The following is a 23,066-nucleotide window of genomic DNA, read 5'->3' as shown; positions in this document are numbered from 1 at the left end:
TTGCGCGTACGGGAATTTCGCCGCGGCTGCCCGCGGCGCCGACCGTCAGCCGATGACGGTGTAGCCCGCCTCGCGCAGAGCCGCGCCTACCTCGACGCAGTGCGCGGGGCCCTTGGTCTCCAGGTGCAACTCCACCTCCGCCTCCGTGAGTCCAAGACGCGGATCGGTCCGCACGTGGCTCACGTCCAGGACGTTGGCGTCGACCACTGACAACGCCGCGAGGAGCGTGGCCAGCGCCCCCGGCCGGTCCGTCAGACGCAGGCGCAGCGACAGATAGCGGCCACCGGCCGCCATGCCGTGCCGCAGGATGCGCTGCATCAGGAGCGGGTCGACATTGCCGCCCGACAGGAGCGCGACCACCGGCCCCTCGAACTCCCGCGGCCTGCTCAGAAGCGCCGCCACGGGGCTCGCGCCCGCCGGCTCGACGACCATCTTGGCCCGCTCCAGGCAGAGCAGCAGCGCGCTGGACAGCTCGTCCTCGGAGACGGTCACGACGTCGTCGAGCAGTTCGTCGACGATGCGGAACGGCACGTCGCCGGGGCGCCCGACCTTGATGCCGTCGGCCATCGTCGCCGGGTTCTCGATCGACACCGGGTGCCCCGCGGCGAGCGAGGGCGGGTACGCGGCGGCACCCGCGGCCTGCACGCCGATCAGCTTCACGTCCGGGCGCAGCGTCTTGACCGCCACCGCGATGCCCGCGGCGAGCCCGCCGCCGCCGACACCGATGACCAGGGTGCGCAGCTCGGGGCACTGCTCCAGGATCTCCAGGCCCACCGTGCCCTGCCCCGCGATGATGTCGGGGTGGTCGAAGGGGTGGATGAAGACGGCGCCCGTCTCTTGCGCGTACTCCTGCGCGGCGGCCAGCGTCTCGTCGACCACCTGCCCGTGCATCCGCACCTCGGCGCCGTACTCCCTGGTCGCCGCGACCTTGGGCAGCGGCGCGCCCACCGGCATGAAGACCGTGGAGCGCACACCGAGCAGCGAGGACGCGAGGGCCACACCCTGCGCGTGATTTCCGGCACTGGCGGCCACCACCCCGGCCGCGCGCTCCTCGGGGTACAGGCCCGCGATCCGTACGTACGCGCCGCGCAGCTTGAAGGAGCCCGTCCGCTGGAGGTTCTCGCACTTGAAGTGGACCGGCGAGCCCACCAGCTGCGACAGGTGCCTGCTGCCCTCCATCGCCGTCACCCTGGACACACCCGAGAGCATCTTCTGGGCACCGCGCACGTCGTCGAGGGTGACCGTCGGCAAGGAGTGAGGCGTGCGGTAGCTCATGACAGCCAGTCTCCCAGTTCACACCGGGGTCCTCCTGTGATGACCACGTGCCGAGACTGGTTTGCGCAGCGCCGGTACGCCTCGCGTCCCGGCCGCGTACCCTGTCCCCCAACCCATCGCCCTCGCATGAAGTGAGCCCCCGGCCATGCCCACAACTCCGGACATGACGACCGCCAGCGATCCCGGCCTCCTCGACACGCTGCAGCACCAAGTGGCCGTGTTCGCCCGCCGTGCGGAGCAGACACGCCTCGGCGGCGTCGGACAGGTCCGCAACTCCATGGACCGCGCCGCATATCTGCTGCTCAACCGCCTCGACAAGGAGGGGCCGATGGGCGTCAAGGCGCTCGCGGCGAGCATGGGCATCGACTCGTCGACGGTCACCCGGCAGGTCGCCCCCCTGGTCGACACGGGCCTCGTCAAACGCACCTCGCACCCCGAGGACGGCCGCGCCGTGGTGCTGCAGCTGTCGCCGCGCGGTGAGGCGCGTCTCAACGAAGTGCGCTCCTCACGGCGTGACCTCATGGCCGAACTGACCGACGACTGGTCCCCGCAGGAGCGCGAGAGCTTCTGCACGCTCCTCACGCGCTTCAATTCCGCGCTCTCCGCCCGGCAGACCTCGCAGACGCCCCCGGACACCCCCGCTTCCTGAGCCCCGCTCCCCGGCTCCCCGCTCCGGCCGTTCGCTCCCGCTCCCTGCTCCGGCTCCTCCCGCCTCTTGACCCCGGCCAGGTGCCTGGCCTCATATGAGACCGGGGGCCGGACCCCTCCAGGCGGGAGGCGCGGTGCGCGAGCGGCAGGCGTTCCTGAACGCCCGCCGGGCCCGGGAGTTCGAGGCGTTCGTCGCGGGCGCGGCAGGCAGGCTGCTGCATGCCGCGACGCTGCTCACCGCCGAACCACCGGACGCCAATCCACGCGCGCGTGCCCTGCTGACCGCCTCCCTCGCGCACTCGTACGCGTCCTGGGACCGGATGCGCGGCGAGGATCCGTACGACCGCACCCGCCAGCAGCTGGCCGTCCGGTTCGCCCGCGGCGCCTGGCGCAGGCACCGCGGCCACGGCGGCGTCCTGGCCCGCCTCACGCCCCAGGAGCGGCTGATTCTCGTACTGCGGCTGTACGAGGGCGTCGCCGAGGAGCAGGCTGCCGCGCTGCTCGGCCTGCCCGCCGAGCGGGTGGGGACGATCTGCGTCCGCGCGATGGAGACCGTCCTGCATCCACCGCGCGGCCCCGCGCCGCCCCGGCCCGTGGAGGAGGCGGCCCCGTCATGAACCAGTTCGACCGCAAGGAGGACGCGGTCCGCCGCCTCCTTGACGACGGCACGCCCCCCGCGGTCCCGGCCGAGCTCTACGAGAACGCGGTCCGCCGCGGCGGCCGCATGCTGCGCCGCAGGAGGGCCCTGCGCAGGCTCCTGTGGCTGCTGCTGCTCGCCGCCGCGGTCGCCTTCGTCGTCTGGGCGTCGATCGCCCAGCCCTGGGTGGAGCCGCCTTCGGAGACGACTCCACCGCTGACGAACTGGTAGGGCGCCGCCGAAGCGCTTCTAGCCCAGCGCCTGTTGCAGGTCGGCCAGCAGGTCGTCCGCGTTCTCGATGCCCACCGAGAGCCGCACCAGGTCCGCGGGCACCTCGAGGGCGGAGCCCACCACGGACGCGTGCGTCATCCGGCCGGGGTGCTCGATCAGGGACTCCACGCCGCCGAGCGACTCGCCCAGGGTGAACAGCTTGGCGCGGTCGCAGACGGCGACCGCCGCCTCCTCGCCGCCCTCGACCTGGAAGGACACCATGCCGCCGAACGCCTTCATCTGCTTGGCGGCGGTCTCGTGACCGGGGTGCTCCGGAAGACCGGGGTAGAGAACACGCGTCACGCGCGCGTGCCGGCTCAGCATCTCGGCGATCTTCGTCGCGTTCTCGCTGTGCCGGTCCATCCGCACCGCCAGCGTCTTGATGCCGCGCAGGACAAGCCACGCGTCGAAGGGCCCGGCCACCGCGCCCATCGCGTTCTGGTGGAACGCGAGCTCCTCGCCGAGAGCGGGGTCACTGACGACCAGCGCGCCGCCCACCACGTCCGAGTGCCCGCCCATGTACTTCGTCAGCGAGTGCACGACGACGTCCGCGCCGAGCGCGAGGGGCTGCTGGAGGTAGGGACTCGCGAAGGTGTTGTCGACGACGAGGCGGACCCCCGCCTCCTTGGCGACCTGGGCGACGGCGGCGATGTCGGTGATGCCGAGCAGCGGATTGGACGGGGTCTCCACCCAGATCGCCTTCGTACGGTCGGTCACCGCGGCCCGTACCGCCGCCGGGTCGGAGGTGTCGGCCACCGACCACTCGACGCCCCACCGCGACACGACCTTGGCGAAGAGCCGGAACGTGCCGCCGTACGCGTCATCGGGGATGACCACGTGGTCACCGGGGCCGAGCAGCGTACGCAGCAGGCAGTCCTCGGCGGCGAGTCCCGACGCGAAGGCGAGCCCGCGCCTGCCGCCCTCCAGGGCGGCCAGGTTCTCTTCGAGGGCGGTGCGGGTGGGGTTGGCGCTGCGGCTGTACTCATAGCCGCCGCGCAGCCCTCCGACGCCGTCCTGCTTGTACGTCGACACCTGATAGATCGGCGGGACGACCGCGCCGGTGAGCGGGTCGGCGGTGTTGCCCGCGTGGATGGCGACGGTCTCGAAACTCTGGCTGCTGAACGTCTCACTCATGCGGCCAGAGCCTAGTCCGGGACGGCGAGAGGGCAGACGAGTTCGAGACTGGTTCGCCAAGTGTCAGAGCAGTCTGGTTCGCTTGTACTCATGGAAATTCTCTGGGTGCTGATGGCGGCGATCATGATCGGGGCGGTTCTCGGCCCTGTCCTGCTGCGCAGGCGCGGCGGAATCCGTCAGGTCGCCCCCGGTTCACCGGACGCCGCGGACCCCGCGGACTACGGCTTCGCACGGCAGGAAGAGCTCGACATCCGCATGCCGGGCCCTGACCACGACCTCCTTGACGTCCTGGACGTGGTCCAGCAGTCGCAGAGCTGGAAAGCGGCCTCGCAACTGCTCGCGGGCACGGAGATCCACGGGGAGGTGCGCTGGCAGCGCGTGCAGGCGTTCGCGGGCGCGGCTTCCCTGGAGTTGCGGCAGCGGCCCGGCGGGGTCAGCGACCAGCCCGGCGGGCAGTGGCTGCGCGTGTGGCGGGCCGAGGCGCCCAAGGACGCGGGCGGCGCGGCGGTGCACGCGGAGTTCCTGGTCCAGCAGGCCTGGCGGTCGTCGACGTCGGGGACGGACGAGTTCCGGATCATCCTGGAGGAGGCGAAGGAGGCCTGCGCGCAGGCGGCGCTCCTCTCCCCCGGCGACCCCGTCCCGTACATCATCGAGCTCTCGATCGCCCGCGGCCTCGCGTACCCCCGCGAGGAGTTCGAGCAGCTGTGGCTGAAGATCCTGGACCGCGCGCCCGCGCACATGGGGGCCCACCTGGCGGCCCTGCACTACTGGTGCGAGAAGTGGCACGGCTCGCGCGATCTGGCGCAGAGCTTCGCGGAGGCCGCGGCGGCCCGCGCACCCAAGGGCTCCCTGCTCGCCGCACTCCCGCTCTTCGCGGTGTACGAGCACCTGCCCGAGGTCAATCTGGTCCGCGGTTTCTACGAGAGCGAGGTCGTCTCCAAGGCGGTGGAGGGCGCGCTGTACGCCGTGCACTCGGCCCGCCCGGACGACCCGATGCTGGCGCACGTGCGGCACCTCCTGGTCTTCTTCCTGGTCCGCTGCGAGCGCTGGTCGGAGGCCATGCACCAGCTGGTGCACGTCGACGGCCACGTCGGCGCCCTGCCCTGGACGATCTCCCCCGACCCGGCCGCGGACTACGCGGTGTACCGCGCACTCGCCGTCGCGGGGTACGAGGCGAACGGCGGCAGCCCGGCGACGCTGTCGCACTGAGGGGGCCGCCCGGCCGAGGAATGCGGCTCACCCCGCACACGTTGACGTAGAAGCCGCAATCCCGCCCCACCAGAGCGTCCCAGGAGGACAGCCCCATGCTCTTCGGCCGCACGCCCGAGCTCCCCACCCCCGAGCAGGCCCTCAAGGGCCGCGCGACCCCCGAATTCGAGGTCCCCGCCCGCCACACGGTCCTCGGCAACCCGCTCCTCGGCCCGTACCCCGACGGCCTGGAGATCGCGGACTTCGGGCTCGGCTGCTTCTGGGGCGCGGAGCGCAAGTTCTGGCAGACGGAGGGCGTCTGGACGACGTACGTCGGTTACCAGGGCGGGTACACGGAGAACCCCTCGTACGAGGAGGTCTGCTCGGGCCTGACCGGTCACGCGGAGGTCGTCCGCGTGGTCTTCGACCCGACCCGCGTCTCGTACGCCGCGCTCCTGAAGCTCTTCTGGGAGTCCCACAACCCCACCCAGGGCTTCCGCCAGGGCAACGACGTGGGCACCCAGTACCGCTCGGCGATCTACACCCACTCCCCCGAGCAGGAAGCGGGAGCGGTGGCCTCCCTGGACGCGTACCAGCAGGTCCTGAACGCCGCGGGCCACGGCACGATCACCACGACGATCCTCCCGGCGGCCCCCCGCCCGTTCTGGCCGGCGGAGGGATATCACCAGCAGTACTTGGACAAGAACCCCGACGGCTACTGCGGCATCGGCGGCACGGGCCTCCAGTTGGACAGCCCCTCGGAGACGAACTGGGGCCGGGCCTGCCCGACGGGGATCGCTCCGGCGCCCTCCGAGGGCTGACCGAGCCAAGCCCCCTCTGCCGCCGGCGCTCTGCCGTCGGCAGATCTGCTGCGGGCCGAGATCGCTGACGCGGTGGGGGCGGGCGTTCGAAGGTGGTGGGACAGCGGCCGGCAGGCGTGCCGCTCCCACCGTCTGGAGGACGATCGATGCCACCCATCGTCAGCGCCCCACGAGCCTCCGAGGGCGAGACGCCCTCGACGCGGTTCGACGATCACCTGGCCGCGCAGCTGCTGACCCAGCGGATCGTCTTCCTGGGGACCCAGGTCGACGAGGTGTCCGCGAACCGGGTCTGCGCGCAGATGCTGCTGCTCTCCGCCGAAGACCCGCGCACCGACATCAGTCTGTACATCAACAGCCCCGGCGGCTCCGTCACCGCCGGGCTCGCCATCTACGACACCATGCGGCTCATTCCGAACGACGTGTCGACCCTGGCCATGGGGTTCGCCGCGAGCATGGGGCAGTTCCTGCTGACCGTCGGGACCGCGGGCAAGCGCTACGCCCTGCCCAACGCGCGGATCATGATGCACCAGCCCTCGGCCGGCATCGGCGGCACCACCGCCGACATCGCGATCCAGGCCGAGAACCTGGAGTTCACGAAGAAGACCGTCGAGCGGCTCACCGCCCGGCACACCGGACAGTCGGAGGAGACCATCTCGCGGGACGGCGACCGCGACCGGTGGTTCACCGCCGAACAGGCCAAGGAGTACGGGATGGTCGACCGGGTGCTCGATTCGCTCGCGGACGTGCGGCCCGCCGCGACCAAGCCGCGGATGGGACTGGGGGTCTGACGACATGAGCCAGTACACGATTCCCACCGTCGTCGAGCGCACCCCGCAGGGCGAGCGTTCCTACGACGTCTACAGCCGGCTGCTCTCGGAGCGGATCATCTTCCTCGGGACCGAGATCGACGACGGGGTCGCCAACGTCGTCATCGCGCAACTCCTGCACCTGGAGTCGTCCCAGCCCGACCGTGAAGTCGCCATCTACATCAACTCCCCCGGCGGCTCCTTCACTTCGCTCATGGCCATCTACGACACCATGAGCTTCATCAGCGCCCCCATCTCCACGTTCTGTGTGGGGCAGGCCGCCTCCACCGCCGCCGTGCTGCTCGCCGGGGGCGACCCCGGGCGGCGCTTCGTGCTCGAACACTCCCGGGTGCTGCTCGGGCAGCCCGCGAGCGGCGGACGGCAGGGCACGGTCTCCGATCTCGCCCTGCAGGCCAAGGAGATGGTGCGGATCCGCTCGCAGGTGGAGGACGTCCTTTCCCGGCATTCGGGGCACGATGTCGCCACACTGCGCGCGGACATGGACCGCGACAAGGTGTTCACCGCGCAGGACGCGGTGGCGTACGGGCTCGCGGACGAGGTGCTCAGCCGGCGGATGCTCGCCGCGGCGGCCTGAACCCTCAAGCGGCGAGGCGGATGTCTCCCTGCCGCGGACGCGGCCGTGCCGCCTGTGCGTGGCGGGTCAACTCGCCCTGGGCCAGGGAGAGAAGGTCCGCCAGGCTGAGGCCGAGCGCACGGGCGCCGGCCGCGAGGACCTCGGACGAGGCCTCCTTGCGGCCGCGCTCCACCTCGGAGAGGTACGGCATCGAGATGCGGGCCGCGTCCGCGACATCCTTCAGCGTCCGCTCCTGGGCAAGGCGCTCGCGGCGCAGGACATCACCGACGACGTCCCGCCACAGGGGCTCTTTGCCCGTCGGGGAAGCGGGAGTTGTGCGCACAGGAAGCGCGGGGTGCGCGGGGGCCGTGTCCGCCTGGCGCGAGCGCGGGCGCAGCGGGATGACTCGCGCCTCCCGCCCGGGCTGCGCAGGCTCGGGATTTCCCTCAAGGTTCCGCTCGTGGCTGCTCACCTTCCCAGGGTATGAGCCGCCCGGCCCACCGGAAGGGATCAGCGTTCCGCCCCCGGCGAAATCCCTGAGCGCGGCCCTGAGCGGGTCCCCTACACCAGCGCCTCCGCCAGGCCGTCCGCCGCCAGGACCCGCCACTGCGGATCACCGTGCAGCCGTCCCCAGTACGCCATCGTCACCGCACGCGCCTGCGTCCACCTGCGGGCCCGCTCCCGGTCGACCCCGGCGGCGTCCGAGAAGACGGCGAGGCGGCGCAGGACGGCCGCTTTCGCGTCGGGGGCGGCGAGCAGTTCCTCGAAGCGGTGGTGGAGCAGCGTGATCGCGTCGTACGCCGGGTCGCCCGCGTAGCCCTTGGGGTCGATGGCGAGCCACGGTTCGCGCTCGCCCCGCAGGACGTTGCCCACGTGCAGGTCGCCGTGGATGAGGGTGTCCGGTTGGTCGGGCCCCAGTTCCCGCAGGGTGGCGATCGCGGCGTCGAGCACTCGGGAGTCCAGCGGCGAGCCCAGTTCCTTGTCGTCGTCCCTGAGTTCGCGCTCCCACTCCTCGCACCGCGCGCTGATCCGGGGCAGTTCCGCGGGCGCCGGTACGGCGAGCCGCCGGGCGAGCAGGCCCGCGGCCGTCAGTGCCGCGTCGGCGTCCTGCTCATCGGCGAGCGAGCCGGGCCCGGCCTGTTCCAGGAGCATCGCGAACCGCGGATCGTCCCGTTCGTGCAGGCGGACCGCCCCCTGCCCGGCCCATACGGTGAAGGCGTCCGGCTCGTGGACGTTGCCGGGGTGCGGGAAGGAGATCTTCAGTACGGCGGGCGTCCGGTCGTACCCGCGCAGGACGGGAATGATGACGCCGACCTGTCCGTGCGTGACCGGCGCGGACGGCACGCAGTCCCAGCGGTCGAGCAGTTCGTCGGCGAGTTCCGGCAGGGAGGCCAGCCATGCGCGGCCGGGCTCCCCCTCCCGCCGGACGGTGCTCGCGGCGAAGTCCTCGGGGGTCTCGATCATCCCGGCACCCTAGCGATGACGGCATGTGGTTACCGTTCACCCATGCCCCTCGCTGAAGCCGCCGACGGCACCGCCCTGCACTACGAAGTCCACGGCTCCGGCCGCCCCCTCGTCCTGCTCAGCGGGCAGTCCAACAGTCGCCGCTGGTGGGACCCGGTGCGGGACGATTTCGCCGCCTCGTATCGGACCGTCGTGCTCGACTGGCGCGGCACCGGCGAGAGCGGGCACCCCGACACGGACAGCTACAGCACGCCCGGTTTCGCCCGCGACGTCGTCGCCGTGCTCGATCACGCGGGGATCGACCGCGCGCACGTGTACGGCACGTCGATGGGCGGGCGTGTCGCCCAGTGGGTCGCCGCCGATCACCCGGAGCGTGTCGACCGGCTCGTGCTGGGTTGTACGTCGCCGGGCGCGCCGCACGGCGTCGAGCGCGGGCCCGAGGTGCGCGGCGCCCTCAGCCAGCCCGACGCGGCGGCGGCGCGGCGTGCCCTGCTGGAGCTGATGTACACGCCGGGCTGGATCGCCGAGCGGGAGCGCGCCGCCGCCAGGCCCGTCTTCCACACCCTCGGCGATCCGGCCATGCCCCCGCACGCGCGCCGCCGCCACCTGCGCGCGAGCGCCCGGCACGACGCCTGGGACGCGCTGGCCCGCATCACCGCGCCCACGCTGGTCGTGCACGGCACCGACGACGTGTTCAATCCGACCGCCAACGCGCCCCTGCTCGCGGAGCGCGTCCCGGGAGCCCGGATGCGGCTGATCCCCGGTGCGCGGCACGCGTACTTCGAGGAGTTCGCGGACGTCGCGACGCCGCTCGTGCTCGGCTTCCTGAAGGAGGAGAGGGCTTAACTGCCGCTGCCGTACGGCCTGGTGAGGATTTCCAGGCTGTGGCCGTTCGGGTCGTCCCAGTACACGCCCCGGCCGCCGTCGTTGGTGTTGATCTCGTTGACGGTGCGGTGGTGCGGGTCGGCCCAGTAGGTGAGCCCCGCGTCCTTGATGCGGCCGAAGATGTCGTCGAAGTCGTCCTCGGAGACCAGGAAGGCGTAGTGCTGGGGGGTGATCGGGCCGTCGCCGGCCGCCACGTAGTCGAGGGTGACGCCGTTGGGGATCTCGACGGGGGTGAACGGGCCGTACTGGGGGCTCACCTCAAGACCCAGGATGTCGGCGAGGAACTGTGCGGAGGCCTTCTGGTCCTTCGCGGCGACGATGGTGTGATTGAGCTCGACGGTCATCGTGCGACCTCTTCCGGTGCGTCGTAGTACCCGTAATGACGCCCCTCAGACTAGGCACGGCCCGCCTGCCCCGCATCGGTCACACGGCCCCCCACCTGCTGCGCAATGCGGCCTAGGGCCACGGGCCGAGTCGAGTTCCGGCCACCCCCGCGTCACGCGGCGCGCATCCGGGCCGTCATGCCCGCCGGGTCGTAGTCGTCCGCGACGCCGTCGACGATGATCACTTCGCCCTCGATGGTGCGGGTGCGCAGCGGCACGAGTTCCTGGTAGGCGTCGGACTCGTACCAGGCGTGGGCGGTGGCGCGGTCCGGGAAAACGATCACGACCGCGTAGCCCGGCCAGGAGCCTTCGACCTCGTCCAACTGGCCGCCGTGGACCAGAAAGCGGCCGCCGAACGGGTCCAGCGTCGACTGGAACCGCTCGATGTAGGTGAAGACGTCCTCGCCGGGCTCGGCGAAGGGGCGCAGGCGGACCCGTGCCTCAGATGGTCGCCGCGTCGATCACGAAGCGGTAGCGCACGTCGCTGGCGAGGACGCGCTCGTACGCCTCGTTGATCTGGTCGGCGCTGATCAGCTCGATCTCCGAGCCCAGGCCGTGCTCGGCGCAGAAGTCCAGCATTTCCTGGGTCTCCCGGATGCCGCCGATCATGGAGCCGGCGAGGGTCTTGCCGCCGCCGATCACGGAGAAGAGGTTCAGCGAGACGGGCTCCTCGGGGGCGCCGACGTTCACGAAGGCGCCTTCCGGACGCAGCAGGCCCAGGTACTTGTCCAGGGGCAGCGGTGCGGAGACCGTCGAGAGGATCAGGTCGAAGGAGCCGGCCAGCTGCTCGAAGGTGGCGTCGTCGCTGGTCGCGTAGTAGTGCTCGGCGCCGAGCCGCAGGCCGTCGTCCTTCTTGCGCAGGGACTGGGAGAGCACGGTGACCTCCGCGCCCATGGCGTGCGCGATCTTGACGGCCATGTGGCCGAGACCGCCGAGGCCGACGACGGCGACCTTCTTGCCGGGGCCCGCCTGCCAGCGGTGGAGCGGGGAGTACGTGGTGATGCCCGCGCACAGGAGCGGCGCGGCGACGTCCAGGGAGAGGGCGTCGGGGATGCGGACGGTGAAGGCCTCGTCCACGACGACGTGCGTGGAGTAGCCGCCGTAGGTCGGCTCGCCGTCCTTGCCGAGGGCGTTGTACGTCTGGACGTTGCCCTGGTCGCAGTACTGCTCCAGGCCCGCCTTGCAGTTCTCGCACTCGCGGCAGGAGTCGACCATGCAGCCGACGCCGACGCGGTCGCCGACGGCGAACTTGGTGACGGCGGAGCCGACCTCGGTGACGACACCGGCGATCTCGTGGCCCGGCACCATCGGGAAGATGCCCTCGCCCCAGCCGTCGCGCGCCTGGTGGATGTCCGAGTGACAGATTCCGGCGTACTTGATGTCGATCAGTACGTCGGTCTCGCCCACCGGGCGGCGCGGGATGGTGGTCCGCTCCAGGGGGGCCTTGGCGGACGGCGCGGCGTACGCGGAAACGGTGGTGGTGCTTGCGGTGCCGGTGCTTGCGGGGGTGCTGGTCTGTGCGGTCATGCAGTCAACCGTGCCAGCCTCGGTGGCATCTACCCAGGTCACAGCTCTGCCTACGTCCAGTGGTCCTACTACTGACGGGGACAGGCTCGTGTGCGTACGACCCCGGATACTGGAATGTATGGACGCCGACCAGCCAGCGCACTCCCCCGCCCCCGTGCCGGGGTCCGAGCCCGCCCTCGACGGCCGCGCCGAGCTCAGCGAGTTCCTGCGCACCCGCAGGGCCCGGTTGCAGCCGGAGGACGTCGGGCTGCCGAATTTCGGGCGCCACCGGCGGGTGCCGGGGCTGCGCCGCGAGGAGCTGGCGCAGCTCGCGGGGGTCTCCGTGGCGTACTACACCCGTCTTGAGCAGGGCAACGGCCGCAACGTCTCGGGCGAGGTCCTCGACGCGATCGCCCGCGCCCTGCGCCTGACGGATGCAGAGCACGCGCATCTGACGCACCTGGCCAAGCCCAAGCTGCACAAGAAGAAGCGTGCGGCCCGCCCGCAGCACGTGCGCCCGGCGCTGCTCCAGCTGATGGACGCGATGGACGGTGTGCCCGCCTATGTGGTCGGCCGGCGTTCGGACATCCTCGGCTGGAACCGCATGGCCGCCGCGCTCTTCGGCGACTGGGGCGCGCTGCCGCCCGAGGAGCGCAACTGGGCGCGGATCTGTTTCCTGCACCCCGAGTCGCGCGCCCTGTTCCGGGACTGGGACCAGAAGGCGTCGGACATGGTGAGCTTCCTGCGGATGGAGGCGGGCTGTTTTCCGAACGATCCGCGGCTCTCCGCCCTGGTCGGCGAGCTCTCCGTGAAGAGCGAGGAATTCCGGAACCTGTGGGCCACGCACGACGTGCGGGAGAAGGGTCACGGCGTCAAGCGCATGCGCCACTCCCTGGTGGGCGACATGACCCTGTCGTTCGAAACGCTGCGGCTGCCCGACGATCACGATCAGTCACTGGTGACGTACCACGCGGAGCCGGACTCGGCGTCGGCCGACGCCCTGCGGCTCCTGGCGAGCTGGGGCGCGGACGCGGCGCGCGCCGGAGCGGCGGGCAAGGAGAAGTAGCCCCCGGCAACGGCCCGCCCTCCGGACACCCGCCGCACCCACGGCACCCGCCGTATCCACGCGTCACGGCTGGTACGGCGGCGCCGCGCCCCAGTTCCACAGCGGCACCGGCTGGTCGGCGGGGCGGGCGGCGTCCGGCCCCGAGAAGTAGACCGCGAGCCGGGTGCCCCACTCGATGTAGGCGAGGAAGGCGGAGCGGAACTCGGCGTCCGTGGGCAGGCCCGCGTCGTCCGCCGCGTCCTGCATGAGGTTGACCCAGCGCCGGCGCTGCGGCTCGGTGATGCCCTTGCCGAGGTGCTTGCCGACCATGTGGGGGTGACCGCCGTGCTCCTGCGAGTACGCGGCCGGGCCGCCGAGGACCTCGCCGAGCCACTGGGCGACGTGCAGGGCGTGCTCCGCGGGCAGGTCCGCGAAGAGCGGGGCGAGGAGGCCGTCCTTGAGCGCCTTCTCGTAGAAGATCTCCGTCAGGCGCTCGAACTTCTCCCCGCCGCCCGCCCAGGTGTAGAGGGTCGGCGTCGAGGCGCCCGTGCCGCGGACGGCGGTGGGCGTGTAGTGGCGCATCTCCTCGATGTTCTCGACGTACGGACGGATCTCCGCGAAGAACTCCCGGAAGTGCTCCGAGCCCCGGAAGCCCTCCAGGTGGTCCTTGGTGGACGTCCAGGTGATGCGCAGGATGAAGTGCTCGAAGTCCTCTTCGCAGCGCGCGAGTTCGAAGTCGACGCACTGCGGGGCCGCGGCGAGCGGGACGGCGGCCCGGGTGTACGCGGAGAGGAACTCCGCGGAGCGCTCGGAGGGTATGCGGTAGCGGATGTACTCGACGGTGTGGGCGGTCATGTGACGTCGGCTTCCTCTGCGGCGGATGGTGCCGAGTTCCCTGCCGTGGGGGTGCCGGCACCCTCGCCGACAACTCCGCGCGAGCGCAACCCAGTTCGCTGTACGCGTACCTACATGGCGAGGCGCGGCGCCGACGGGTGCCGTCGATACGTGATCGACAGTCCCTTCGGCGCCGCGGGGGCTGCGCCCGCAGGAGACGGTCAAGCGAGACTTCCGTAGTCCTGCGGGCGCGTCGTGGCTGGTCGCGCGGTTCCCCGCGCCTCTTCGGGGCGCTGCTCGCCTACGCGTCCGGTCGGGCTACTTGCCGTAGTACGCGTTGTAGATCGACAGCGTCGACTTGTTCCCCTTCTTGTCCGTGATCTTGGCGTGGAAGGAGATGCCCTTGCCCGCGGCCGGGTTCTTGACCTTGATCTTGCCGCCGCTGACGGTGACCTTCTTCCAGGTCTGGCCGTAGTCGTAGGACACGTACGTGGTCAGGGACTTGAGGTTCGAGCCCGCCGCCGCGCCCTGCACCGTGACCGGCACGGACTGGGTCTCGCCGGCCTTGGCCTTGCTGCTCAGGTCGGTCGCCGCGGCGAACCGCGCCGTGGAGACCGGCAGCTTGGCGCTGTCGGCCTTCTTGGAACGGAACGTCCAGCTCGCGTCGATGCGCGTGGAGGCTGCCGCCACCTTGACGCTGCGCTTCACCGACGTCGTCAGCTTGTACTCGGCTTCGGCCGACGGGACCTTGAACGAAGCGCCGCCGAGCAGCGGGTCGTCGTTCTCGCCGATCTTGGTGGCGCCCTTGTGGAGGGTCGTCTTCACCGACGAGAAGAGCGAGGAGCCGGCGTGCGTCTTGCCGTCGGCGAACAGCGGCAGCTGCCCGGTGATCTCGTTGCCCTGGCGGAAGACGCCGTAGTCGCCGCCGACGCGCGGGCCGAAGACGGCCGTGTTGAACGTCTTCGCGTAGCTCTTGCCCCCGGTGAACTTCTGCGCGGCGCCCAGCGTGTAGACCGCGTCGACGATCGGCCAGCCTTCCTCGTCGACCCCGGTCTGCTGCTCGAAGTTCATGCCCCACGTCACCTTGTCGGCCGTGGACAGGTACAGCGTCCGGGTGCTCGGTATCGCCTGCGGGATGCTGAGCGAGGCCGCGCTGGAGCTGCCGGGCAGGCGGCCCAGGGCGCTGATCGTGCCCTTCTTGCCCTTGGCCGCGGCCCCCATGTCGACCTTCACCGTGGCGAGGTCGGACGCCTTGTAGTGCTTGGTGTAACCGGTCGCGAGCTGCTTGACCTTGCCGCCGGCCACGGTGTCGTACTCGGCGTCGTCACCCTTGAGCCAGTGGCCGTACCACTGCTGGTACAGCGAACCGTCGGTGACCTGCGGGCCCAGATGCGCGGACCGGAAGTTGGTGTAGCCACCGTCGAGCCACCAGCCGAAGGAGTAGCTGCCGCGGTCCGTGTCGACCGTCCAGTCCGGGGAGCCGAAGTACGGCTCGGCGTCCGCCGACGGCACGGTGATCTCGACCGGCTTGGTCGTACGGGCGTCCAGCGTCACCGTCGTGTCCTTGGTGATGCTCAGCTTCGGCTGGGAGATCCAGTCGGCGCCCTTGGTGAAGTCGCGCGGGTCGGCGTACATGCCGGTGTTCAGCAGGTAACCGCCCTTGGGGACGCGGAGCTTGACGGTGCCGGAGGCGTCGAACGGGTTGAAGGACTTCTCGGTGGCGAGCCCCGAGATGCCCTCCAGGTCGGTGTCGTAGTACTTCGGGGCCTGTCCGTCGCGCCCGATGTGCTTCAGCGTCAGCTCGTACGACTCGACCTCGCGCTCGACCGCGGCGGCGGTGCGCACGGACTGGCCGCCACCGGTCGCCACGACATACGCGGAGTACATGCCGTCGACCGTGCCGCCGAGCTTCGTGTCGGTGGTCAGGTCGACCGCCGCGGTGCCCCCCGCGGGGACCTTCACGGTCTTCGCGCCGAGCTTGAAGAAGCCCGCGGGAGCCGCGGCGCCCTTGGGGTTCGTGCCCGTGACCGCGAGGTCGAGGGTGACGTCCTCCTTGCCGAGGTTCTTGTACGTCACCTTCTTCGTGACCGGCTTGTCGTCGGTGTGCGGCCACGCCTGCGGGGAGAAGGAGAGCGACACCGGCTCGGCGACGACGGACTGCTTGACGGCCTTGTCGACGGCGATACGGCCCGAACCCTGCTGGAACGGCGTGTACTTGCCGCCCTTCGTGGACGCGGTCAGCGCGCCCTTGAGCTCGGCGTACTTCCAGTCGGGGTGCTGCTGCTTGAGCAGCGCGGCGGCGCCCGCCACGTGCGGGGTCGCCATCGACGTACCGGAGATCGTCAGATAGCCCTCGGGCTCCTGTCCGACCTCCTGGTCGATGACGCTGCCGTCGGCCGCGGCCGCGGTGATGTCGACGCCGGGGGCGGTGACGTCGGGCTTGATGGCGCCGTCTCCGACGCGCGGGCCCTGGCTGGAGAAGTCGGCCAGTACGTCGTTGTCGTCGACCGCGCCGACGGTCAGGGCCGCGTCCGCGCTGCCCGGCGAACCGACGCTGCCGGGCATTCCGTCGTTGCCCGCGGCGATCGCGAAGAGGATGCCCTTGTCCGCGGAGAGCTTGTTGACCTGGGCTTCGAGCGGGTCGATGCCGGGGGTGTCGCCGCCGCCGAGGCTGAGGTTGACGATGTCGGCGCCCTGTTCGGCCGCCCAGTCCATGCCCGCGATGATGCCGGAGTCATCGCCGTAGCCGCTGTCGTCGAGGACCTTGCCGTTCAGGAGCTTGGCGCCGGGCGCGACCCCCTTGAGCTTGCCGCCCGACTTCGCGCCGGTGCCCGCCGTGATGGAGGCGACGTGCGTGCCGTGCCCGTAGTGGTCCGTGGCGTCGGCGGCCGTAGTGAAGTTCTTCGCGCCGACGACCTGGTCCTTCAGGTCGGCGTGCGTGGCGTCGACTCCGGTGTCCAGGACGGCGATCTTGACGCCCTTGCCGTCGAGGCCGGCCGCCCACGCCTTGTCGGCGCCGATCTGCGGCACGCTCTTGTCGAGGCGGGCCTTGCGGACGCCGTCCAGCCAGACGCGGCTGACGCCGGACGCGGTGGCGCCGCCCTTCTCGGCGACGAGCGCGGACCACAGGTCGGCGGCGTCCTGCCGCGGGGTGGTGATGGCGTCGGCGTTCAGGGACTTCAGGCTCCTGCGGACCGTGGTGTCACCCGCGGCGCGCACATCGGCCCTGGCTCCGGCCGCCGCGCCCCGGTAGCCGACGATCAGCTTGAGGCCCTTCTTCTGGGCCTTGCGGTTGTCCTTCTTGCTCAACTCGGTGATGTCGAACAGACGCTGGTCGAGCTTGCCGGCGGCTATCAGGCGCTGCGCGTCGGCCGGTATCGCGAGCGTGTGGCCGCCGACCCGCTTGGTCTGTACGGGTATCCGCTCCCGCCCCTCGGCCCGCTCGAAGCCGATGACGCGGCCCTTGGCGTCGGCGGTGACGCGGTCGCCGGTGACGAGGGTGATGCGGTGCGTGGTCTGTCCGTCGCTCTTGAGGCCCGCCGACTGCGCGGCCGCCGCAAGGGCGTCCGGCGTCTGCTTCGCCGCCGACGCCGGGCTGGTCATGCCCGCGGCGAGGGCCACGGCCGCCGCTGTGGCGATCGTGGCCCCGTAGGCTCTCTTCACTTTCTGGCGCAAGTCTCCCCCTGGAGGTCAAAGGGGCTGTCGCCCCTGGACGAGGAAGTATTGCCCAGAGTCGAACATCTGCTCAATAGTGAGCCAGAAGTGACGAGTTGATGCTTCGGTTACCGTTCGGCCCGCTCGGTGACCTTGATCTGCCCGCGCTCGATCGTCGCGAGGCGCGGGGCCTTGCGCGCGATGGCGCTGTCGTGCGTGACCATGACGAACGTGAGGCCGTGCTCCTTCCAGAGCCCTTCGAGCAGTTCCATGATCTCGTCGCGCATGGACTCGTCGAGGTTGCCGGTCGGCTCGTCGGCGAGCAGCACCTTGGGCCGCTTGACCAGGGCGCGGGCGATGGCCACGCGCTGCTGCTGGCCGCCGGAGAGCTCGGCGGGCAGATGGCTGCGGCGTTCGCCGAGGCCCACGGAGGCGAGGGCTTCGGCTGCGCGTTCGCGGCGGTCCGCGGCGCGCATGCCGAGGGGGACGAGCGCCGTCTCGACGTTCTCCCGGGCGCTGAGCGTGGGGATCAGGTTGAAGGACTGGAAGACGAAGCCGATGGACTCGGCGCGCACCTTGGTCAGCCGCGCCTCGGGCAGCGAGGCCAGGTCGACGCCGTCGAGTTCGACGGTGCCGGACGTCGGCCTGTCGAGCCCGCCCAGCATTTGCAGCAGAGTGGACTTGCCGCCGCCCGTCGGGCCCTGGATGACGAGCCGGTCACCGTCGCCGATGACCAAATCGACTCCGGCGAGCGCGTCGACGGCCTCCTTGCCCCTGCGGTACTGCTTCGTGACGCCTTTGAGCTGATACATGGTGTGACTCCTGCGATACGTAAGGGGGTTGGCGGCGCAAGCGGCGGCCGGGGAGACCGCTTGTGCATGCGGGGCGGTCACCGGGGCTGCCTGTTCACGCGCGGCGGGCCGACGAGACGGCCTGCTCGACGCGGGGCGGTCACCGAGACCGCCCGCGACGCACGGCGGTCACCGGAGCCGCCTGTTCGCGCGCGGTGGTCACCGGGGCCGCCCGCTCAACGCACGGCGGTCACCGGAGCCGTCTGTTCACGCGCGGCGGCGGTCGCTGCGGTCGCCTACTCGACGCGGCGCAGGGCGTCCGCGGGCCGCAGCCGCGAGGCACGCAGGGCGCCGAAGGCGCCCGCGACGAGACCACCGGTCACGGCGAGGCCGACGGCGAGCGCGATGGCGGTGACGCTGACCGGCGCGGTCAGCGATATGTCGAGGGCCTTGGACGCGGACTCGCGCAGCGCGCCGCCGGGGCCGCCGCCACCCGGCCCGCCGCCCGTCCCGCCGCCCGGCTGCCCGCCCGCCGAGCCGAGTTCCGCCGTGAGGGTGGGGCTGATCGCCGTCACCGCGTACGCGCCGCCGAGCCCTGCGGCGATGCCGAGCACCCCGCCGACGAGGCCGTTGACGACCGCCTCGCCGATGACCTGCCGGGTCACCCGGCCGCTCTTCCAGCCAAGCGCCTTCAGGGTGCCGAACTCCCGTACGCGACGGCTGACCGCCGACGAGGTCAGCAGCCCCGCGACGAGGAAGGCCGCGACGAGAACGGCGACCGACAGCCACTTGCCGACGCTGGACGCGAGGTCCGACGCGGTGGAGAGCGAACCCGAGACGGTGTCGGCGAGGTCCGCCGACGTGGTCACGGTCGTACCGGAGACGTTCTTCTGGATGGCGCTCTTGACGGCGTCGATCCGCTGCGAGTCCGCGGCCTTGACGTACACCGTCGTGATCTTGTTCTTCGAGTCGGCGAGGGTCTGCGCGCGCTTCAGCGGGAGGTAGAGGTCGGCCGCCGCGTCCCCGCTGTCGGGCGTCGCGATGCCGACGACCTTGATCTTGGTGCCGGAGATCGTGACGGTGTCACCGACGGAGAGCTTCTTCTCCTCGGCGTACGAGGCATCGGCGACGGCCACCTTGGCATCGGCCTCCGACCCCGTGAACGTACGGCCCTTGCTGATCTTCGAAGAGGTCAGCGGGCCCAGGTCGAGCTTGCCGACATCGGTCCCGTACACGCTGTAGGAGTCGACGTCGAAATCGGCGCCGCCGCCCCGCACCCGCCCTCCCTGCTGATCACTGCCACCACCACCGCCGGGCGGCTGCGCCCTGCCGCCGGCGGAGCCCGGCGCCTGCTCGAACGCGCCCCGCTCGAAACGGCCGTTGACCTTCATGACCTGGAGGCTCAGCCCGCCGACGGCGTCCGCGACACCGCTCTGGCCGCCGACCTTGGAGACGGTCGACGCGGACAGCGTCTGGAAGCCCTGCACCATGACGCGGTCGCTGCTCTGCTCCTTGCCGCCCGCGTCCGAGTCCTCGCCGTCCGTCGCGTCGAACCTGAACCGCGGACGCCCCTCCGTCTGACCGCTGCCGTCCTCGGCGGGGGCTGCCGCCTTGGTGACAGTCATGTCCGTGCCGAGCCCGTACAGCGACTGGAGGACCTTGCCCTGCGCCTGCTCCATGCCGGACGACACGGAGCTCACGACGATGACAAGGGCGATGCCGAGCGCGAGTCCGGAGGCCACGACGAGGGCCGCTTTTCTGCGGCGGCGCAGCTCGCGCCGCAGGTAGGTGAAGAACATGTGCGTGAAGCTATGGACGCCCCGTGATGAACGGATAAGGACGGCTTGAGAGAACCATGAGAAGCCCGAACGGCGGCGGCCCGCACCCCCGTCGAGGGGTGCGGGCCGCCGCCGTTCGGATGGCCGTGCGGGGTCTCAGACCGCCGAACCGGCCTTCCACTGCGCCCAGTCCATGACCCAGCCGTTGAAGCCGTTGTCGGGCTGGATCGTCTTGTCGCCGGTGTTCCTGACGTCCACGACGTCACCGATCATCGAGTTGTCGTAGAACCAGGCGCCCGGCGTGCTCTTGTCGTTCGCGCCCTTGGCGTCCTGGAGACCGACACAGCCGTGGCTGGTGTTGGCGCCACCGAAGATCGACTTGGCGCCCCAGTAGTTGCCGTGGATGAACGTGCCCGACTGGGACAGGCGCATGGCGTGCGGCACGTCCTTGATGTCGTACTCGCCCTTGCCGTCGCCGTCCGTGAAGCCGACCGTCGCGCCGTCCATCCGGGTCTCCTTGAACTTCTCGGAGATCACCATCTGGCCTTCGTACGTCTTGTTCTCCGGCGAGCCCGCGGAGATCGGGATGGTCTTGATGACCTTGCCGTCCCGCATGACCTTCATCTGCTTGGTCTTGGCGTCCACGACGGAGACCTGGTTGCGGCCGATCTTGAACTGGACCGTCTTCTGCTGGACGCCGGTGACGCCGTCCGCGCCCTCGACGCCGTCGAGGGCCAGCTTCAGGGTGACCGTGGAGTTGCCCTTCCAGTAGTCCTCGGGGCGGAAGTCCAGGCGGTTGTCGCCGAACCAGTGGCCGACGACTTCCTGGCCGCTGCTCGACGACACCTTGATGTGGGACTGCACGTCCTTCTTGTTCGTGATCGCCTTGTCGAAGTTGATCGACACCGGCATGCCCACGCCGACCGTGGAACCGTCCTCGGGCGTGAAGTTCCCGATGAAGCTGTTCTTCGGGGAGACCGTCGTGAACTTCGCGTTCTCGTGGGCCTTGCGGCCTTCGGAGTCCACGGCCGTGGCGGTGATCTTGTACGTCTTGGCGCGGTCGAGCTGGGCGCTGGGCTTCCAGCTCTTCTTGTCGGCCGCTATCTGTCCCTCGACCGCGGTGCCGTCGTCGGTCGTCATGGTGACGTCCGTCAGTGAACCCTTGCTCACCCTGACCTTGGCCGCGTTGTTGATGCCCGCGTTGTCGGAGCCGTCCTTGGGCGCGATCTTGATATCCGCCTCGGAGGTCTTCTTGGCGGCTGCTTCGTCGACCTGGTTCTGGGACTCCTTGCCGCCGCCGGCACTGCTCTTGTCGCCGTCGTCGCTGCTACAGGCCGAGAGCACAAGGACGCCGCCGACCAGGGCGGACACGGCCGCAAGGCCCTTGCGCCGCCCGCGCCGCCGCCTACTGTCCGTCATCACACGCTTCTCCATCGTTGCTGAAATCCCCAACACGCCAAGAACGCCGGGAGTCCCCGTAATCCCGTACAACGTCCTGCCCGGTTCGTCCCGTTCCACTACCGCGGAAGATGTGGGGAACACCACGTCGTGCGATGCGCCGGAGACAGCCGTGCACCTCTGAGACGACGGAACCCCGGGCGGCGGTTGCCGTCCGGGGCTACGGGTTCCGTTTTTTCCGTCCGGTAGACGTATGAATTTCCGCCTACCGGCTAGAGCCCCCGGCCGCCGACGCCGTCCCCACCCTCAACCTCGTCGTCCTCATCATCCTCGTCCCCCTCCCAGTCCGGTGAATCGGGGTCGTAGTCGATCAGCTCGCTGCTCCAGGAAGCCTGCGAGAGCTCCACCCCCGGCACCTGGCTGACCAGGTCGAACGGATCCACCAAATAGGCGAGCGCCTCCGCGTCGTCCTCCTTGACGGCCGTCTCGGCGTGCTGCCGCTCCTCGGTCGGCATGTGCTCGTCCTCCGCGATGCGGCGCAGTGCCGTGGCCGACAGCTCGCCGGAGCCGTCGACCTCCACGACCAGTTCTACGCGGAGCCGTACAAAACGTGATGTCTCAGGTGTGCTCATGGATCGGAGCGTACGGCCCGGGGCCCCCGCGACTTTCCCGCGACCCGCGCCTTTCATTACCATCGCCCCACACGGCCAATTCGCCAGCGCCACAAGGGGGATCCGATTCCGTGTCCGCACGTCGATCGCTGTTGACCGCCACTGCCGCGGGTGTCCTCCTCGGCGCCCTGTGGTTCGTTCCCTCCGCGAACGCGACGGCGACGTTCAGATCACCGCAGGCCCCCGACGCCCGGCAGGTCGTCCACACCGAGCAGCGCCGCGCGACGCTGTCGTCACAGGAGACGGCGGCGCCCGCCGACGCCCGCCTGGCGGACACGGGCGCCGGCGTCGACACGACTCCGTACCTCATCGGCGGGACGGCGTTCCTGGGCCTCGGAGCGGGATTCGTGGCGTACTCGGTACGTCGGGAACGCCCGGGCCCGGCGTACTGAACCGGGCGCCTCGCCGAGCACCGCTCCGGCGCCGCGTCCTCCGTGCGGCGCTGATGCCGCAACGTCGATCGGGTGACCCTGGCCGCCGGTGAACATGGGCGGGGGGCCGGGCGGCTAGGCATCCGGCATGAGACTCGAACCCCGGCACAGCAAGAGCGGCGCCCCGCGCGCCCGCCACCTCCGTATCGTCGGCGCCGTGTGCGCCGTCGCGGCCTCCGCGGCACTGGTGACAGGCTGCGGGGAGGACAGCGGCACGTCGTCGTCCGCGGCGACCTCGAAGGCCGCGAAGACCGTTCCGGAGGGGGAGGCCACCCCGACCCCCTCGGGCAGCGCGTCGATGACGCAGGACCAGAAGGAGCGCAAGGCGCTGCTCGGCGACACCAAGGTCACCTACGACAAGGCCGCCGCCACGGCGGTGGACAAGGTCTCCGGCGGCAAGCTGACCGACCTGGACCTCAAGAGCGCCGCAGACGTCAAGGACGACGCGGACGACGATGATGACGCCATGAGCGCGAGCCCCAGTCCGAGCAGCAGCTCGGACGGCCCGCAGTGGGTCGCGAAGGTGGCCGAAAAGGACGGCACCTCGCACACCGTCCGTATCGACGCCGTATCCGGCAAGGTGCTCAGTTCCGCCCCCGAGAGCGACCGGGACGCCGACGACAAGAAGGAGACGGCCGACTGGCTTTCCCGCGTCAAGCAGACGCCGGAGCAGGCGGCCAAGACCGCCACGGACAAGACGAAGGGCACGGTCACCGCGGTCGGCCTCGACGACAACGACAGCGGCGACCTCGTCTGGTCCGTCGACGTCGTCTCCAAGGACTGGAACAAGACCGACTTCGAGGTCGACGCGGTCAAGGGCAACATCACCCACGAGCACGTGGACCGCGACTGACGCGCCGTCACCAGCGAAGC

The 23,066-nt window shown here is 70.8% G+C and carries 24 protein-coding genes; 11 read left to right on the top strand and 13 right to left on the bottom strand.

The features are described 5' to 3' along the window. Positions 1-45: 45 nt before the first annotated feature. Positions 46-1,275, bottom strand: coding sequence for a threonine ammonia-lyase (gene ilvA / locus IE226_RS33730; RefSeq protein ID WP_190085246.1), 1,230 nt, complete (start codon positions 1,273-1,275; stop codon positions 46-48). 145 nt (positions 1,276-1,420) lie between these two features. Here ilvA and IE226_RS33725 point away from each other — a divergent pair, with 145 nt between their 5' ends. The 3 genes from IE226_RS33725 (at position 1,421) to IE226_RS44300 (ending at position 2,791) form a co-directional block, all read left to right on the top strand. Further along, the gene (locus tag IE226_RS33725; protein WP_190085245.1) at positions 1,421-1,924 is read left to right on the top strand and encodes a MarR family winged helix-turn-helix transcriptional regulator; all 504 of its coding nucleotides are present in this window, start codon (positions 1,421-1,423) and stop codon (positions 1,922-1,924) included. A 133-nt stretch (positions 1,925-2,057) separates the two neighbouring features. Then, complete coding sequence (locus IE226_RS44305) at positions 2,058-2,540, top strand: sigma factor-like helix-turn-helix DNA-binding protein (RefSeq protein WP_229871691.1); 483 nt, start codon at positions 2,058-2,060, stop codon at positions 2,538-2,540. Continuing rightward, entirely contained in the window at positions 2,537-2,791 is a 255-nt protein-coding gene (locus IE226_RS44300; protein ID WP_229871690.1) for a hypothetical protein, read from the top strand. The genes IE226_RS44305 and IE226_RS44300 overlap by 4 nt, the downstream gene beginning before the upstream one ends. Positions 2,792-2,809: 18 nt before the next feature. Here IE226_RS44300 and IE226_RS33715 read toward each other — a convergent pair whose 3' ends face one another. Further along, the gene (locus tag IE226_RS33715; RefSeq protein ID WP_190085244.1) at positions 2,810-3,964 is read right to left on the bottom strand and encodes a cystathionine gamma-synthase; all 1,155 of its coding nucleotides are present in this window, start codon (positions 3,962-3,964) and stop codon (positions 2,810-2,812) included. Positions 3,965-4,054: 90 nt separating this feature from the next. Here IE226_RS33715 and IE226_RS33710 point away from each other — a divergent pair, with 90 nt between their 5' ends. From IE226_RS33710 to IE226_RS33695, 4 genes are all read left to right on the top strand, one after another. Beyond that, positions 4,055-5,173: a hypothetical protein gene (locus IE226_RS33710; protein WP_190085243.1), complete on the top strand. Its 1,119-nt coding sequence runs from the start codon at positions 4,055-4,057 to the stop codon at positions 5,171-5,173. A gap of 95 nt (positions 5,174-5,268) precedes the next feature. After that, positions 5,269-5,973, top strand: a complete 705-nt coding sequence (gene msrA / locus IE226_RS33705; protein WP_190085242.1) for a peptide-methionine (S)-S-oxide reductase MsrA — start codon at positions 5,269-5,271, stop codon at positions 5,971-5,973. Between the two features lie 146 nt (positions 5,974-6,119). Next, on the top strand, positions 6,120-6,761 hold the full coding sequence (locus IE226_RS33700) for a ClpP family protease (RefSeq protein ID WP_190085241.1): 642 nt from the start codon (positions 6,120-6,122) through the stop codon (positions 6,759-6,761). A 4-nt stretch (positions 6,762-6,765) separates the two neighbouring features. Continuing rightward, positions 6,766-7,374: a ClpP family protease gene (locus IE226_RS33695; RefSeq protein ID WP_190085240.1), complete on the top strand. Its 609-nt coding sequence runs from the start codon at positions 6,766-6,768 to the stop codon at positions 7,372-7,374. 4 nt (positions 7,375-7,378) lie between these two features. Here the strand turns inward: IE226_RS33695 and IE226_RS33690 are convergent, their stop codons facing one another. Continuing rightward, positions 7,379-7,825: a helix-turn-helix domain-containing protein gene (locus tag IE226_RS33690; protein WP_229871689.1), complete on the bottom strand. Its 447-nt coding sequence runs from the start codon at positions 7,823-7,825 to the stop codon at positions 7,379-7,381. An 89-nt stretch (positions 7,826-7,914) separates the two neighbouring features. After that, a complete protein-coding gene (locus tag IE226_RS33685; protein WP_190085239.1) occupies positions 7,915-8,817 on the bottom strand; it encodes an aminoglycoside phosphotransferase family protein in 903 nt (300 codons plus the stop codon). A gap of 42 nt (positions 8,818-8,859) precedes the next feature. Between IE226_RS33685 and IE226_RS33680 the strand changes: the two genes are divergently transcribed. Continuing rightward, entirely contained in the window at positions 8,860-9,663 is an 804-nt protein-coding gene (locus IE226_RS33680) for an alpha/beta fold hydrolase (protein WP_190085238.1), read from the top strand. Here IE226_RS33680 and IE226_RS33675 read toward each other — a convergent pair. The 3 genes from IE226_RS33675 to IE226_RS33665 all read right to left on the bottom strand — a co-directional run bounded on the left by IE226_RS33675 (position 9,660) and on the right by IE226_RS33665 (position 11,612). Beyond that, entirely contained in the window at positions 9,660-10,046 is a 387-nt protein-coding gene (locus IE226_RS33675) for a VOC family protein (protein ID WP_190085237.1), read from the bottom strand. The genes IE226_RS33680 and IE226_RS33675 overlap by 4 nt on opposite strands. Before the next feature lie 152 nt (positions 10,047-10,198). Continuing rightward, positions 10,199-10,513: a DUF1330 domain-containing protein gene (locus tag IE226_RS33670; protein ID WP_190085289.1), complete on the bottom strand. Its 315-nt coding sequence runs from the start codon at positions 10,511-10,513 to the stop codon at positions 10,199-10,201. A 13-nt stretch (positions 10,514-10,526) separates the two neighbouring features. Further along, positions 10,527-11,612, bottom strand: coding sequence for an NAD(P)-dependent alcohol dehydrogenase (locus IE226_RS33665; protein WP_190085236.1), 1,086 nt, complete (start codon positions 11,610-11,612; stop codon positions 10,527-10,529). A gap of 118 nt (positions 11,613-11,730) precedes the next feature. Here IE226_RS33665 and IE226_RS33660 point away from each other — a divergent pair, with 118 nt between their 5' ends. Then, the gene (locus IE226_RS33660; RefSeq protein WP_190085235.1) at positions 11,731-12,657 is read left to right on the top strand and encodes a helix-turn-helix transcriptional regulator; all 927 of its coding nucleotides are present in this window, start codon (positions 11,731-11,733) and stop codon (positions 12,655-12,657) included. Positions 12,658-12,720: 63 nt separating this feature from the next. On the opposite strand, the gene IE226_RS33655 is transcribed toward IE226_RS33660, so the two are convergent. From IE226_RS33655 to IE226_RS33630, 6 genes are all read right to left on the bottom strand, one after another. Next, positions 12,721-13,491: a group II truncated hemoglobin gene (locus IE226_RS33655; protein WP_190085234.1), complete on the bottom strand. Its 771-nt coding sequence runs from the start codon at positions 13,489-13,491 to the stop codon at positions 12,721-12,723. 297 nt (positions 13,492-13,788) lie between these two features. Beyond that, positions 13,789-17,133 (bottom strand): S8 family peptidase, encoded by a 3,345-nt coding sequence (locus IE226_RS33650; protein ID WP_229871688.1) that lies wholly within the window; start codon positions 17,131-17,133, stop codon positions 13,789-13,791. Positions 17,134-17,252: 119 nt separating this feature from the next. Continuing rightward, on the bottom strand, positions 17,253-17,936 hold the full coding sequence (locus IE226_RS33645) for an ABC transporter ATP-binding protein (protein WP_190085233.1): 684 nt from the start codon (positions 17,934-17,936) through the stop codon (positions 17,253-17,255). 275 nt (positions 17,937-18,211) lie between these two features. Beyond that, on the bottom strand, positions 18,212-19,714 hold the full coding sequence (locus IE226_RS33640; RefSeq protein WP_190085232.1) for an ABC transporter permease: 1,503 nt from the start codon (positions 19,712-19,714) through the stop codon (positions 18,212-18,214). A gap of 135 nt (positions 19,715-19,849) precedes the next feature. After that, the gene (locus IE226_RS33635) at positions 19,850-21,112 is read right to left on the bottom strand and encodes a L,D-transpeptidase (protein ID WP_190085231.1); all 1,263 of its coding nucleotides are present in this window, start codon (positions 21,110-21,112) and stop codon (positions 19,850-19,852) included. Positions 21,113-21,363: 251 nt separating this feature from the next. After that, positions 21,364-21,723 carry a hypothetical protein gene (locus tag IE226_RS33630; protein WP_190085230.1) on the bottom strand — a complete coding sequence of 120 codons (360 nt, stop codon included), beginning with the start codon at positions 21,721-21,723 and terminating at the stop codon, positions 21,364-21,366. Positions 21,724-21,851: 128 nt separating this feature from the next. Between IE226_RS33630 and IE226_RS33625 the strand changes: the two genes are divergently transcribed. Together IE226_RS33625 and IE226_RS33620 are read left to right on the top strand one after the other, a co-directional pair. Beyond that, positions 21,852-22,154, top strand: a complete 303-nt coding sequence (locus IE226_RS33625; protein WP_190085287.1) for a hypothetical protein — start codon at positions 21,852-21,854, stop codon at positions 22,152-22,154. A gap of 127 nt (positions 22,155-22,281) precedes the next feature. Next, positions 22,282-23,046 carry a PepSY domain-containing protein gene (locus tag IE226_RS33620; RefSeq protein ID WP_190085229.1) on the top strand — a complete coding sequence of 255 codons (765 nt, stop codon included), beginning with the start codon at positions 22,282-22,284 and terminating at the stop codon, positions 23,044-23,046. The last annotated feature ends 20 nt before the right edge of the window (positions 23,047-23,066 follow it).

Source organism: Streptomyces longisporoflavus, assembly GCF_014649775.1.
GTDB classification, from domain to species: Bacteria; Actinomycetota; Actinomycetes; order Streptomycetales; family Streptomycetaceae; genus Streptomyces; species Streptomyces longisporoflavus.
The sequence above is the reverse complement of the archived record's forward strand: the minus strand, read 5'-3'. Positions and strand labels throughout refer to the sequence as shown.

Excerpts from the sequence above, each read along its gene's own strand:
- ilvA (WP_190085246.1), bottom strand. The coding sequence starts at position 1,275 with ATGAGCTACCGCACGCCTCACTCCTTGCCGACGGTCACCCTCGACGAC.
- IE226_RS33725 (WP_190085245.1), top strand. The coding sequence starts at position 1,421 with ATGCCCACAACTCCGGACATGACGACCGCCAGCGATCCCGGCCTCCTC.
- IE226_RS44300 (WP_229871690.1), top strand. The coding sequence starts at position 2,537 with ATGAACCAGTTCGACCGCAAGGAGGACGCGGTCCGCCGCCTCCTTGAC.
- IE226_RS33715 (WP_190085244.1), bottom strand. The coding sequence starts at position 3,964 with ATGAGTGAGACGTTCAGCAGCCAGAGTTTCGAGACCGTCGCCATCCAC.
- IE226_RS33710 (WP_190085243.1), top strand. The coding sequence starts at position 4,055 with ATGGAAATTCTCTGGGTGCTGATGGCGGCGATCATGATCGGGGCGGTT.
- msrA (WP_190085242.1), top strand. The coding sequence starts at position 5,269 with ATGCTCTTCGGCCGCACGCCCGAGCTCCCCACCCCCGAGCAGGCCCTC.
- IE226_RS33700 (WP_190085241.1), top strand. The coding sequence starts at position 6,120 with ATGCCACCCATCGTCAGCGCCCCACGAGCCTCCGAGGGCGAGACGCCC.
- IE226_RS33695 (WP_190085240.1), top strand. The coding sequence starts at position 6,766 with ATGAGCCAGTACACGATTCCCACCGTCGTCGAGCGCACCCCGCAGGGC.
- IE226_RS33685 (WP_190085239.1), bottom strand. The coding sequence starts at position 8,817 with ATGATCGAGACCCCCGAGGACTTCGCCGCGAGCACCGTCCGGCGGGAG.
- IE226_RS33680 (WP_190085238.1), top strand. The coding sequence starts at position 8,860 with ATGCCCCTCGCTGAAGCCGCCGACGGCACCGCCCTGCACTACGAAGTC.
- IE226_RS33675 (WP_190085237.1), bottom strand. The coding sequence starts at position 10,046 with ATGACCGTCGAGCTCAATCACACCATCGTCGCCGCGAAGGACCAGAAG.
- IE226_RS33665 (WP_190085236.1), bottom strand. The coding sequence starts at position 11,612 with ATGACCGCACAGACCAGCACCCCCGCAAGCACCGGCACCGCAAGCACC.
- IE226_RS33660 (WP_190085235.1), top strand. The coding sequence starts at position 11,731 with ATGGACGCCGACCAGCCAGCGCACTCCCCCGCCCCCGTGCCGGGGTCC.
- IE226_RS33655 (WP_190085234.1), bottom strand. The coding sequence starts at position 13,491 with ATGACCGCCCACACCGTCGAGTACATCCGCTACCGCATACCCTCCGAG.
- IE226_RS33645 (WP_190085233.1), bottom strand. The coding sequence starts at position 17,936 with ATGTATCAGCTCAAAGGCGTCACGAAGCAGTACCGCAGGGGCAAGGAG.
- IE226_RS33640 (WP_190085232.1), bottom strand. The coding sequence starts at position 19,714 with ATGTTCTTCACCTACCTGCGGCGCGAGCTGCGCCGCCGCAGAAAAGCG.
- IE226_RS33635 (WP_190085231.1), bottom strand. The coding sequence starts at position 21,112 with ATGACGGACAGTAGGCGGCGGCGCGGGCGGCGCAAGGGCCTTGCGGCC.
- IE226_RS33630 (WP_190085230.1), bottom strand. The coding sequence starts at position 21,723 with ATGAGCACACCTGAGACATCACGTTTTGTACGGCTCCGCGTAGAACTG.
- IE226_RS33620 (WP_190085229.1), top strand. The coding sequence starts at position 22,282 with ATGAGACTCGAACCCCGGCACAGCAAGAGCGGCGCCCCGCGCGCCCGC.